This is a genomic window from Frankia sp. R43 (genome assembly GCF_001306465.1).
GTDB lineage: Bacteria > Actinomycetota > Actinomycetes > Frankiales > Frankiaceae > Parafrankia > Parafrankia irregularis.
On sequence record NZ_LFCW01000003.1, the window covers coordinates 623909 to 636463 of the forward strand.

Sequence of the window (12555 nt, forward strand, 5' to 3'; positions counted from 1 at the left end):
GCGGGAGAGTGTCCGAACGGCGGACCGGGGCAGTGGTGCCCGTCGGAGGCCCGGCTCATGGAAATACATTCCTGGTGCGCCGGCGCCTCCGGGCTTCGGCTCCGCCGAGGCGGTGACATAACGCTCGCTATCACCGCCCAGCCCGGCCGGCGGCGCCAGAAGAAGCACGGGGGGAGTTTCCCGGCCTACATCCGCCGCAGGTCGGATCGTGCGCTTTGTGTCACGGAGAGCGTTCACGATGATTACTATAGGTTGTGTCGAGTGGTGATAGGTCTTCATAGCAGCGTGTCGTGGCACCTGGCCTGCTGCCGTTGCCGATGAATGAGGGGTTCGTGTCCCGCGCCGCACTTTTGATGCCGTATGTGTGCCCTGAGACGCACCATGAGTCGGTTGCCAGCGGGATGCCCGAGTCGACTTGGGTGCGTACCAGCCCAGAACTGGCCAGGCCTTACCTGGACTTACCTGGCCCGCTGGTGGACTCGTTTCCCGAGGCTGCCTCCTGCGGGTGCCGCGTGACCGTTTTGGGTAGGAGGTGTGCCGATGATTGTCCCGACAATGCGGGCCAGCTCGTCCCGCAGAGGTGCAGGATTGACGAAACCGGCGGACCGGAATGCGGCCGAGCTGATGGGGGCGGTGTTGCGCGGCCCGCCGGTCAGCCGGTCGGCGGCTGCGACGATCGCGTCCGGCAGTGAGATCCGGGCCTGTGCCGGCTGACCCGCCAGGGACCGCACGACATCCTGCATAGCGGCATAATCCGTGTTGGAGGCCAGCTCGTCATCCACGACATTGAACACGGCCCGGCGGGATGGCAGCGGGGAGTCCAGCGCGAACCGTATCGCCGCGGCGGCGGTCTGCGCCGCGACGTAATACACCCCGGTACCGCGCCGCACAGAGCCGAGCAGCGCGGCTCGCAGGGGGCGGCGCAGGGTGTCGGTGACCAACGCGTAGGACGCCGGGTGACCGGCCGCGACGACCGCGCCGAGGCGCAGCACCGCGAGCTCGCAGTCTGGCCGCAACACCCGCAGCCAGGGCTGCTCGCTGGCGAGTTTCGCCCGGCCGTAGGCACTGCGCGGCTGGCATCGGGTGGCCTCGTCGATGACACCGCGGTGGCCGGTTCCGTACACGGAGATCGTGCTGGCGACAACGACCCGAGTGATGTCGGGGCAGGCATTCACCGCGGCCACCAGGTCGAGCGCCATGTCCGGATTCCGGCTTGGATCGGTGTTGTCGTAGGCGAGGTGGCAGAGCACGGCACCTGTCGGCGCTGAGAGCTCGAGCTGCCCGGCGGCGAGGTCGACGGGCATCCACCGTTCCCAGGCCGCGGCGTGCGGATCGCTCCGGCCGAGCAGCATCAGATCGCGGTCCTGGAGCACGGCACGTACCCACCTGCCGACGCGACCGGTGCCGCCGGTGAGAAGGACGGTCGAGGGACTGTCCCGCCGGCGCGGCCCGGCCTGGACCGCGGTGGGAGCGAGCCCGGCAGCCGGGCTGCCAGTCGTGGCGGACGGTCTACCGGCAGGCACGGGCTGTGTCCCTCCTCGGCGTTCCATGGGTTCCATGCTGGCTGACCTGCTCGTCCGCGCGGATCCTCGGCTGGACGATCTCTTCGGCAGCGACGCTCCCCGTTCGCGTGCGGGCGCGGTTGAAGCGGCGGACATGTGATTGCGCCGGCGAAGCACTTGTCAGTCAGCCGCCCGGCGTCTGTGACGCGCGTGCCGGCTGAGCGGATTCCTGGCGAGGGAGCGGCACATCCGTGAGGGAAGACGCCGCCGGGACAGCCGCTGCCCTGAACCACGAGATCGTGCGCAGGAGTCCGTTCTGGATGTCCACCGTGGGGTTCCAGCCGAGATCGGTGCGGGCGCGAGCGATATCCGGCTGCCGAACCATCGGATCATCCCCGGGTCGGGGCACGAAGACGATCGGTACGTCGGCGCCGCACAGGTCGATGACGAGGCGTGCCAGCTCAAGGACGCTCATCTCATGCGGGTTTCCGATGTTCAGCGGCCCGGCGACGTCGCTGGCCAGTGTCCTGACGACGCCTTCGACGAGGTCGTCCACGTAGCACACCGACCGGGTCTGCCGGCCGTCGCCGGCCACCGTGACCGGGTATCCGCTCAACGCCTGGGTCACAAACGTCGGTATCGCCCGGCCGTCGTTCTGGCGCATGCGCGGACCGTAGGTGTTGAAGATGCGAATAATAGCGGTGTTCGTCCCCTTCGTCGTGCGAAAGGCGGTCGTCAGCGCTTCCGAATAGCGTTTTGCCTCGTCGTACATGCTGCGTGGGCCGATCGGATTCACATTTCCCCAGTATGTCTCCGGCTGGGGGTGCACCGCTGGGTCGCCGTACACCTCGGAAGTTGAGGCGAGAACGAACCGGGCGCCATGCTTTTCGGCCAGCTCCAGTGTGCGCAGGGTGCCGAGCGCGCCGACCCGCAGGGTTTCCAGCGGAAAATTCTGGTAGTCGACGGGCGAGGCGGGCGAGGCGAAATGAAGTACTGCATCCACCCGGCCGTCCACGTCAACGGAATCCGTGACGTCCTGGCAGCGCAACTCGAAACGGGGCTCGCTCTGCAGGTGTGCTACATTCGAGTGCCGGCCGGTGAGGAAGTTGTCGAAGCAGATGACATGGTGTCCCTCGGCCAACAGCCGGTCACAGAGATGGCTGCCGACGAATCCCGCGCCACCGGTTATCACTACACGCACGCCCGACCTCCTGCTGGGTGGGTGGTTTTCGCCTGGGACGATGCCCGGCCACGGCTCTACGAAAGCGTTTTCGCGCTATCACGGAACACCATTCCGGAAGATGGTGGCCGATATCCACCCGGCTGAGGAAGGTGCTTTCTGGTCAGCCTAGGGTGAGGCCCTCGGGCAGTCGGTTCACGGCCACCCTCTGCTCGGGAACACCAGGGTGCGGACGGTCTGCCGGCGGAGTTCCGGTAAGCGCCGTGATGGCCTTTCGGGTGTATTCGGCGGGATCGGTCGTGGCCACCGCCAGTTCGGCTGCCCGGCCGCTCATTCGGGCAAGCCGGGGCCTGTTGGTGAGCAGGTCCGACAGCACGACGGCCAGGGCCTCACTGGATTCGTTCGCAGGCGTCACCCCGGTCAGTCCCTCCTGGTACGCATCGTACGATCCGCCGGATGCGGGACCGACCACCGGACATCCCGCGAGCTGGGCCTCGAGCAGCACGATTCCGTAGCCCTCGCCGCTGCTCGGAGGCATGGTGCGAGTGCAGAGCGCGAAGAGATCGGCCTCGCCGTACAGACTGGCGAGGAAATGGTCATCGGGGTTCTCGTGCAACTCCAGCTCCGGGTGAGCCGAGGCGAAATCCCGCAGCGATCCCGGTATCGGCCCGCGGCCCGCCACAACAAGGCGAACCGGCCCGGTGCGCTGCCTGATCGCTGCCAGTGCCTCGACCAGGACAGGCAGGCCCTTGCCTTCCCAGGCTGGCAGTCGGAACACACTCAGCACCGTCGGGACGGCCGCCGGTGGTCTTCGCCGCCGGCTCTCCTCGATGAGCGTCGTGCGCCAGTCAGGCGCGATACTCGGCGGGAGAATCGGCGCGAGCCCGAGCGTTGACAACGCCCCTGCGCTGTAGGAACTGACAGTCAGCGGAAAAAGAGTGGCGCTCCGTGAAACCAGTGCGCGATATGACCGCGGCAGCTCCCAGATGTCATTACCGTGGAACACGATCGGGGCCATCCTGGCGCCCACAACCTTCGCGGCCACAGCTGCCACGGGGATCATGTTGCGATGACCGGTTGTCACGCAGTCCATCCGTCCCAGCCGCAGGCCGGTGTACACCACGCGGAGAGCGAAGCGGATTCTGCGGGCTGCGGTGAGACTCTGCTCCGGACCTAGCATGTCGATCCGGTGTACCTCGACTCCGCCGGCTCGGAGGCATTCCTCCACGGTCGACAGGTACCGCTCGATGCCGCCACCGAGACCTTGGGACGGCGCGAGGAGTAGAATCCGTTGCGGAGTCTGGGTCGGCTCTTCCGCCGCGACCGTGCGGCGAAAGGATGATCGAGGCATGGTCGTGATCCTACAGATCGAATTTCCCGGAAAGAATTCTCGGGCTGGATCGGCGAGTCGTCGACCTCGGTGGGAGTATCGCCTGATACAGGCCGGCCGGTGCGGATTAGGTGCTTCTCGCTCCACCCTTCGTATGGTCGAAACCAGGATGTTCGCCGCCTCGGCCGGCATGGTGGTGGTCGCTGATGTGACGGCTGGGCGGAGATGACGGAGGCCGGTGACCCGGCACCGTGACCAGCGAGCGCCGGCAGAACCTCGCGAACGAGCGGATTCGGAGCGCGGTGCCACGGCGGTCCCGCGCCCACTGGCGTCGAGGGAACCTTGCACTGTCGTCTCGACGGACCCGCCGGCACCGAAGATCCGGATTTTCGCCATTCCGGGGCCTTCTTGTGTCCGGGCGAGGTCGCCTCCCTGTCGGCGTGTAGGGGCGGATAGTGGCTAGCTCATTGCTTATAGTGGCCGCACTGTCGGTGTGATCAGAAAGGGTCCCGCGGATGTCGGAGAACGGCGCGGAGGCGCCGGGTCCCAGATCTCACACCTCGGCGGTGCCGCGAGCGAAGGCCGGCGACCGCGGATCCTGTCCGTGACCCACCACCTCCCGCCCGAGATCGGTGCGCCGCGGGCCCACCTCGGCGACAACGCCGGCTACCAGGCGGGCGCGGTCGCGGACGTCGCTGTCCTCATCGGGATGTCCGGCACTGCGGGTTCCTGCCGAGCTGATCCCGTCAGCGACGCCAGCGCACCCACCCAGAGCAGAGGAATCCCGACCGGAGGGAGAAAAAGCGTCTATGCGCACACCTGAGGGAACCAGCCGGAACGGATCCACTGATCCGACAGCGCCCCGGCTCGGGGTGCTCGCCACGCATCTGATCCAGTACCAGGTGCCCCTGTATCGACAGATCGCCGGCCGGCAGCGCGTCCGGCTGGAAGTGGGATTCCTGTCCGCGGCCGGCGCACGCAGTTACCTGGACAAGGAGTTCGGCCTGAACATCACCTGGGACATCGATCTGCTCGACGGCTACCCGCACCGGTTCCTGAACGAGGGGCAGGGGGGACGCGGGAACGCCGGGACGATCGCCCGAAACCTGTGTTCCTGGATCCGCGAGCAGGATGTCGTCGTCATCCATGGTCATTCGAGCCCGTGGATGCTCACGGGCAGCGTCCTGGCCCGGGCGAGCGGGCGGCCGTACCTGCTGCGCGGCGAGGCCCGGCCGCACTGCTCGGCGGGCGGCTGGAAGGCGCGACTGCGGGATGCCGTTGCGGGGGCGTCGGTGCGTCACTGTGCGGCGGGTCTCGCAATCGGTGAGCTCAACGCCGCCTTCTACGAGCGGTTCTCTGCCGCGCGCCAGTTCTTCGCGCCCTATTCGGTGGACAACGACCGGTTCTCCGCGGCGGCGGCGACCAGTCGCCCTGGCCGGGCCGCCCGTCTGGCTGAGCTCGGTCTGCCCACCGACCGTCCCGTCGTGCTGTTCTCGGGGAAGCTGCAGGAGTGGAAACGCCCGCTGGACGTCGTGTCCGCGGTCAGGTCGATGGGTGATCGAGTGGCGCTGATCATCATGGGGGATGGCCCTCTGCGGGCGGAGGTGGAACAGGCGTGCCAGGGGCTCCCAGCCGCCTGCGTGGGATTCGTCAACCAGTCTCAGATCCCCGCCGTCTACAGCCTCGGCGACATCCTCGTCCTGCCGTCGTCCCACGAGCCGTGGGGCCTGGTCGTCAACGAGGCGATGGCCTGCGGGCTGCTGCCGGTTGTCAGCGACAGCGTCGGCTGCGGTCCCGACCTCGTGCGCGGTCTGGGCCGAGTCTTCCGCACCAGTGACGTGACGGATCTCGTCACCGCCCTGACCGCGGCGGTTGACAGTCTCACCGACCCCGGACTGCCGGCCCGCATCAGGGAGCGAGTGGACCGTTACTCGATCACGGCGACAGCGCGTGGCTACGAGGCGGCGGCCATCGATGTCGCAGCGGCGCGGATGTCCAGGCAGCCGGCCAATGCCTAGAACAGTGGCGACGAACCTGATCTTCGTGCTGCCGATGGTTGACCAGGCGACCGGCGAGGGCGGACTCGCCCGCGGCCCCACGGTTCGAAGCCGCTGACCCATCTGCTCGATCGGCGAGAGCTGTGGTTCGGTGAGAGCTCTGGTTCGGCGAGAGCTGTGGTTCGCGTGCACGACCAGCGGGACGATCCATCCGATGTTCTCGTCGATCCGCCGTCGTCATCGAGGCCCCATCCGGGGACCGCCCAGGCAGAAACGCTCAGGCCCATGGTTGCCCGTGTCGCGACATGCGGCAGATCTGCCGCCTTTAAGAACCGTTCCGGCGGGTAGGCGGTCAACATTGCGCGACACTGGTTGGGTCCGCTACTTCGAACGGTTAGCGTGATACGAAGTGTGCGTGTCTGACGAGAGCTTGAAGATCTCATCTGATGTAGACCTTCGTGTGAGTTGTCCGATGCGCTGGCGAGTGGCCACCCAGCTCGCCGCGTGGCTACCAGAAATGAGGGGTCGGGACCGGCTGACGTCTCTGGTGCGGGGCCCGAGCACGCAATATACAGGGCCGCTTTCTGGTCGGCTGTCAAATGGCATGACCTTCTCGGTGGACCACTGCCGAGACGGATCGGTCGGTTCGCTTGTATCTCTCTGCTATCGGCCGCCGGCCCTCGCGCCGGTGTTTTCGGCGATCCTCGAGCCCGGCGACTGCTGTTACGACGTCGGTGCGAACATCGGTGTCTACACCCTGTGGGCGGCCGGGCTCGTGGGCGACTCCGGCGAGGTTCACGCCTTCGAACCGGTGGACGGGACACGAGCGACACTCACCGCACTCGTCGAACAGAACCAGCTGCAGAACGTGCGTATCTCGTCCTCCGCTGTCGGTGCCAGTGAGGGGGAGATCGGCATGAAAATACACCGTAACGCGTCCGGTCTCGCCCATCCGGTGACCGACGGCAGTCAGCCTGATGTCAGCGTGCCACTGACCACCCTGAACGCCTATGCCGCCACCCGTCGACCGCCCGCCTTGGTGAAGATCGACGTCGAGGGATTCGAGCTTGACGTCCTGCAGGGTGCGTCGGACATCCTCTCGACAGAGCACCCGGCGTTGCTGCTGGAGCTTCTGCCGGCCCATCTCGAGCGGCGCGGGATGACAGCGGCCGACATCGTCGACCTCCTCGCCGGCCTCGGCTACCGAATTCTGAACCTCAGTCGGCATGGGCTCTCCGGCCAGGGTGGCTTCTCGTCGAATGTTCTCGCCCTCACGCCGAAATGGGAACGTTTTGATCGCGTCGTGGCGGAACTGAAGCGAATCCGCTTCCCCAGGAACCAGACGACGTGACAGGGAAGCGGCGTCGGCGCTCGGCCAAGGACGGCGGCTATTTCAGGGCGGTTCGATCGACGGCCGGCACCAGCATGCTGATAGCGCTCTTCGGGCTGGTCAGCGGACTCTTTCTGGCCCGTGTACTGGGAGCTTCTGGTCGAGGGACCTACGCGGCGATCATCGCCTACACGATGACAGCGGCCACCATCTGCGAAGGGGGGATTACCGCAGCCATCTGTTACTTCGTCGCGAAGAACCCGTCCCAGGGCCGGGACGTGGTCAGAACCGGCGCCCTGATACTTTTCGTGATCGGCGCGGTCGTGGCTGTCGCCGGCATGATCGCAGCGCCGTGGATCGCGACAGGTGACTCCGAGGCGGTCGCTGCGTTCCGTATGGCCTTCATGGCGCAACCGGTTATTTTCGCCGGGTCGTGCTGGGTATTCGCGCTGCAGGCGACAAGCCTCTCCTCCTGGAACCTGGTACGACTGACGCAGCCCGCCGTCTACAGCCTGCTGATCGTGTTGGTCGTTCTGGGGCAGACGCTCACGGTCACATTGGCCGTGTGGTGCATGACCGCATCCATCGTGATACAGGCCGTACTCGCGGCGATACTTGGTGCCCGAACGCTGCCGGGGCGAGGCCGCGTTCGCCGTGACGTCGGAGTGGACCTCGCTCGCTACGGCTCCGCGACCACGCTGTCAGCCGTTCCACATGCACTGGCACAGCGGCTTGACATCCTGTTGCTGGCTGTTCTGGTGGAGCCTGCGCAACTCGGTCGCTACACGGTGGCGAATTCGATAATCACCGTGGGAATTCCGCTCTGTTCGGCGTTCGGCCTCGTTGCGATGCCCCGCCTGGCCGCATCCAGGTCGAGCGAGGCCAGCCCGGCGTCACACGGGAGTGGCATTCTGCGGATCGCCTTCGTGGCGATGGCGGCGAGCCTCCTGACCGGAACGGTGCTCGTGATCGCGATCAGTGCGGTAGCTCCTTTCCTCCTGGTGGCATTGATGGGTGAGCAGTTCCGGGACAGCGTAGACCTTCTCTGGCTCATGGCGGGCGGCGTCGCGCTCTTCGGCTGCAACCGCGCGATGCACGAGATCCTCCGCGGCCTGGGTGAGAATCTCGCGGTTGCGCGCTGCGAGTTCGTTGACCTGGTTGCCAAGATCGCTCTGCTGGCGGGGTTGACGCCCGCCATGGGTGTGTCTGGCGCGGCGATAGCCTCCAGCCTCGCGAGCGGAATCACCTTCATCCTGCTGCTCCGTTCGGTGCTGGTAGTCCTCGACACCCCGCTGGCCACCGTTATGGTGAGATTCAGACAACTGATTTCCGCCCGGCGCGGGCAGCATGTGCGGAAGACCGCTACAAGTACCGGAAGAGGAAGCACTGTATGACTGGGGCGAGGAACGTGGGGGAAGCTCCCGTGGCGACCGACGATCGAGTCTCCGGCAGCGCGGAACGTGTAGGAGTGGTCGGCCCACTGGGGTTCGACACCTTCGCTGAAAACATCATTGACTGTCTTCCCGACATCGGCGTTCAGCCGGTGGCTCTCGGACCCCCGGTCCCGATGCCGAACGGCCGGTTGAGCGGGCCCGTTCTTGCTCTGCGAAGCGCCTTCGACCGGGTTGACCTCACCTATCAACGACAGATCGTCGCCCGTGCAGAACGCGAGAACGTCGGTACCGTAATAACGCTTTACCCGCTTCTCCCGCAGACGGTCCGGAACCTCAGGCGCCGCGGGATCCGCGTGTGCCTGTGGTTTCCTGACTGTGTCGCCAACATGGGTCGCCAGCAGTTTCTGCTGGGCGACTACAACGCCCTGTTCTTCAAGGACCCGCTGCTGACGAACAGGCTCGCCGACGTTCTCCGTCTGCCAGCATACTATCTGCCGGAGGCATGTAACCCCGCCCGGCACCGGCCGCCGGATACGGCGAACGGCCAGCGGCATGTCGTGTTCGTGGGCAATATGTATGCAGGTCGCGCCCGGCTGATCGCGGAACTGGTCGGTCACGGCGTGGAGGTCCAGATCTACGGCCCGCCGATCCCGAAGTGGCTCTCGGACGAGCGATTGGTCACGCGGCACACGGGCCGATACGTGACAGGGGCTGAGAAGGCAAGAGTCTTCCGTGAGGCGCTGGCGGTCGTGAATGCCCTGCACCCAGCGGAGATGACCAGTGTGAACTGCCGCCTGTTCGAGGCCGCGGCGTGCGGTGCCGTTGTCCTGTGCGAGCGGCGACCTCCGCTGGAGAACCTGTATGAGGAGGAGCGCGAGGTCCTTGGGTTCACGACCTTCGAAGAGTTGTTGGGACGCATCAAGTGGTGCACGGATGATCCCCCGGCGGCGCGCGTCGTCGGTGATGCCGCGACCGCTCGAAGCCATCGTGATCACACCTATCAGGACCGTCTCACGCGGATACTGGAAATCTTGTGGTGAGCCGAATCGGGACGCTTCCGCAGGGACATCGCTCGTCACCGGTGGTTGCCGCTCTCCCCATGACCTGGGCTCCGTTCGCGGCTGCGAGTGTGCTGCTGTTCTCAGCGGAAGGGCTTTGGAGCCTCTCCGAAAACTCCAGGATCGTCCTGCGGTCGGTCGCGCTGACGCTGGAATGTATCAGCGCGATCACGCTGGTGGGCGCGCGCTGCGGCCGAGGCAGCTGCCTCGGCGAGATTCGCCTCGGGCCCTGGTATCTGGCCTGGACCGGCCTGGTCCTCGGGCTGTTGACCACGACATGGACAGCGCCGCAGCTGGGCCTTGTCGCCCAGATCGACCGTGTGAGCGTGCTTGAGGCTCTCAAGGTCGTCAGCATCGCCGTCGTGGTCTGGACAGCGGGATATCTACTGACCCTGGGGCGCGCGGCGACGGCCGTGGCCCGGAGCCTCGGCAGGCTTGCGGCACCGGGTCCTGAGTTCCGCCTGCGCTCACCCGCGGTTCCATGGATTCTGGCGTTCGTTGCCACGGCGGCCCGGCTCGTGCTGCTGGCGCTGGGCCAGTACGGGTACCTGGGCGACGTGTCGAAGCGCGTAAGCGAATCGAGTGCCTTCGCCTATCCGTTGTCGATGGCGGCGAATCTCGGCGTGACCGGCCTGATGATCGCGGTGGCCGACCTGGGTCGCCACGGTGACTCCCGCCGGCGCAGGTGCGTAGCCGTGCTCGCTCTCATCGAGACCGTGTTCGCGTTGATCAGTGGCATGAAAGGGCAGTTCGTTATAACCATCGCGGGCGCCTGCGTCGCCTATGTCGCGGTGCGAAGACGGCTTCCCGTCCGCATGCTCTGCTTGGCCGCAGTTGTCTTTGTCTTTGTGGTGATCCCTTTCAATATGGCATACAGGGGCCTGGTCCGTGGCCCTGACTCGCACCTCGGAACAAGCGCTGCGCTGCGTTCGGCGCCTGACCTGCTGTCAAGAACAGTCAGTGACCGGAAGTCGGACGACGCCGAGTCGGATGGCCCGACGAAGTACATCTCCGGGCGGCTTCGTGGAATTGACAGCATAGCGATCGTGGTTCAGCGGACGCCAGCAATAGTGCCAGACCGTGACATCAAGGACCTCATGCTCGCGCCGATACTCACGGCGATACCACGTGCACTGTGGCCCGATAAGCCGATAGTGGTGGATGGTTACACCTTCAATCAGGAGTACTATGGCACCGACGCGAGCCTGTACACCGCCGCCGCGATCTCACCGATAGCCGACCTCTACCGTTACGGAGGAATTATCGTGGTCGCCGCCGGCATGTTCGTCCTCGGTGGCTTCTGTAGGTTGATCGACGATGCACTGCACCCCTTCTCGGATCCTCGATATGTGGTGATCTTCGTCCCGGTCATGCTGCTGCTCGTCAGTCACGAGAGGCCGTACTCGGATGTCCTCGCAAGTCTCCCGCTCCAGTTCTGTGCGGCACTTGTGGTGAGTCGATTCGCTTTCGGTGGGTTGGCGAGAAAATCTCACTGACGGTCCGCAGGCTGACGACTGCGGCCTGGTTCGGCTCGCACTGGTTCTTCGCGGGCCGGTCGGAGACACGACGAACGGTGCGAAAGCTTGGCGTGAGAGGAAGCTAGACTGGGGCGGGATGTTTCGTCGCTGACCTGGTGTCATTGCGGCCAACTGGCGGGCGGTTCCGCGGAGTGGGCCGACCGTCCTTCAATCCGGAGAATCGATCATGAATGTTGTCGCAGTCATCGTTCACTGGGGCCGGGTCGAGCCGACGGTCGAGCTCGCGAGGCAGCTCGACGAGATCTCGCTGGTTTCTCGTGTGATCGTGGTCGCGAACGACGGGAAACCGCGGCCTCAGTCTTTCCTCCCTGGTTCCATGTGGCTCACCCCGGATTCCAACCGCGGATTCGGTGGCGGCTTTATGGCAGGATACGAGGAGGCACCTGATGCGGACATCTATCTTCTCCTCAACAACGATGTCCGGCTCACCGGAAGTACGGTCAGGGAATGCCTGGATGTATTCGCTGATCCGCGTGTGGGAATTGTTGGGCCGACGCAGCTGAACGCCGACGGGATCCACACCGGATGCGGCAGGATGACTCCGGTGGCATCGATTCCGAGGAAGCGGAGGGTCCCGTCGACCGAGATTGATGACGTGGACTGGATCAATGGTGCGATCATGTTCGTCAGGGGGGACTGTCTTCGCCGGGTTCCGATGCCGGTGAAGTACTTCCTGGGATATGAGGACACTGACTACTGCTACCGGGCGAGAGCTGCCGGTTGGCGAGTCGTAGTCAGTCCGGCGCAGGCCTGGCACAGTGGTGGTGGAACGCTTCCTTCAGCTGGATTCTCCTACTATCTCGCGAGGAACAGGCTCTGGTTTGCCCGGTCGCATCGGAATGCCTCGACGGTTGCCCTGACCGGAGCTTGGCTCGCCTTGGCCGTGGCACCCCGCGTCGCTCTCAAAGAGACAGTCTCCCGGCGGTCGTTCGAACATTCAAGAATGATTGTTCACGGAATTCGGGACGGGCTGGCGACGCAACCGAGATCCGACGAACTGATGTCGAACGAGCCTCGTCCGAGGCTCTGGGGGGCCTGGGCCAGCGCTGGAACATGACGGAAGTTCGCCGCGGGGCCTGCGGCGGGAAGATATGTGGTCCCGAAGTTGACGCCGTCGGGTGTCCGCCGACGGGTCCGCTGAACCAGCCGGTCGGTGCCGCGGTTGCGGTTGGCCACGGGAAGGGCGGCATCGATGGCTGGGCGGTGGCCTGCCGGCGGCGGCGATG

Annotated in this window: 10 protein-coding genes; 7 read left to right on the forward strand and 3 right to left on the reverse strand. The window is 65.7% G+C overall.

Annotation, left to right across the window (positions count from 1 at the left end):
* Positions 1-458: 458 nt before the first annotated feature.
* The 3 genes from ACG83_RS16165 to ACG83_RS16175 form a co-directional block, all read right to left on the reverse strand.
* Positions 459-1523 carry an NAD(P)-dependent oxidoreductase gene (locus tag ACG83_RS16165; RefSeq protein ID WP_054567000.1) on the reverse strand — a complete coding sequence of 355 codons (1065 nt, stop codon included), beginning with the start codon at positions 1521-1523 and terminating at the stop codon, positions 459-461.
* A gap of 163 nt (positions 1524-1686) precedes the next feature.
* Complete coding sequence (locus ACG83_RS16170) at positions 1687-2703, reverse strand: UDP-glucuronic acid decarboxylase family protein (RefSeq protein WP_054567001.1); 1017 nt, start codon at positions 2701-2703, stop codon at positions 1687-1689.
* A 142-nt stretch (positions 2704-2845) separates the two neighbouring features.
* Positions 2846-4204, reverse strand: coding sequence for a glycosyltransferase family 4 protein (locus ACG83_RS16175; protein WP_235497942.1), 1359 nt, complete (start codon positions 4202-4204; stop codon positions 2846-2848).
* Between the two features lie 412 nt (positions 4205-4616).
* Between ACG83_RS16175 and ACG83_RS16180 the strand changes: the two genes are divergently transcribed.
* The 7 genes from ACG83_RS16180 to ACG83_RS42430 all read left to right on the forward strand — a co-directional run bounded on the left by ACG83_RS16180 (position 4617) and on the right by ACG83_RS42430 (position 12386).
* Positions 4617-4835 carry a hypothetical protein gene (locus ACG83_RS16180; RefSeq protein ID WP_152991397.1) on the forward strand — a complete coding sequence of 73 codons (219 nt, stop codon included), beginning with the start codon at positions 4617-4619 and terminating at the stop codon, positions 4833-4835.
* Positions 4822-6030: a glycosyltransferase family 4 protein gene (locus tag ACG83_RS16185; RefSeq protein WP_054567004.1), complete on the forward strand. Its 1209-nt coding sequence runs from the start codon at positions 4822-4824 to the stop codon at positions 6028-6030. The genes ACG83_RS16180 and ACG83_RS16185 overlap by 14 nt, the downstream gene beginning before the upstream one ends.
* Before the next feature lie 463 nt (positions 6031-6493).
* Positions 6494-7360 carry an FkbM family methyltransferase gene (locus ACG83_RS16190; RefSeq protein ID WP_235497943.1) on the forward strand — a complete coding sequence of 289 codons (867 nt, stop codon included), beginning with the start codon at positions 6494-6496 and terminating at the stop codon, positions 7358-7360.
* Positions 7357-8733: an oligosaccharide flippase family protein gene (locus ACG83_RS16195; protein ID WP_054567006.1), complete on the forward strand. Its 1377-nt coding sequence runs from the start codon at positions 7357-7359 to the stop codon at positions 8731-8733. The genes ACG83_RS16190 and ACG83_RS16195 overlap by 4 nt, the downstream gene beginning before the upstream one ends.
* Positions 8734-8762: 29 nt before the next feature.
* Positions 8763-9773 carry a glycosyltransferase gene (locus ACG83_RS16200; RefSeq protein WP_235497944.1) on the forward strand — a complete coding sequence of 337 codons (1011 nt, stop codon included), beginning with the start codon at positions 8763-8765 and terminating at the stop codon, positions 9771-9773.
* Positions 9774-9862: 89 nt separating this feature from the next.
* Complete coding sequence (locus tag ACG83_RS16205; RefSeq protein ID WP_161934768.1) at positions 9863-11287, forward strand: hypothetical protein; 1425 nt, start codon at positions 9863-9865, stop codon at positions 11285-11287.
* 208 nt (positions 11288-11495) lie between these two features.
* Positions 11496-12386 carry a glycosyltransferase family 2 protein gene (locus ACG83_RS42430; protein ID WP_083473285.1) on the forward strand — a complete coding sequence of 297 codons (891 nt, stop codon included), beginning with the start codon at positions 11496-11498 and terminating at the stop codon, positions 12384-12386.
* Positions 12387-12555: the final 169 nt, after the last annotated feature.

Excerpts from the sequence above, each read along its gene's own strand:
- ACG83_RS16185 (WP_054567004.1), top strand. The coding sequence starts at position 4,822 with ATGCGCACACCTGAGGGAACCAGCCGGAACGGATCCACTGATCCGACA.
- ACG83_RS16175 (WP_235497942.1), bottom strand. The coding sequence starts at position 4,204 with ATGCCGGCCGAGGCGGCGAACATCCTGGTTTCGACCATACGAAGGGTG.
- ACG83_RS42430 (WP_083473285.1), top strand. The coding sequence starts at position 11,496 with ATGAATGTTGTCGCAGTCATCGTTCACTGGGGCCGGGTCGAGCCGACG.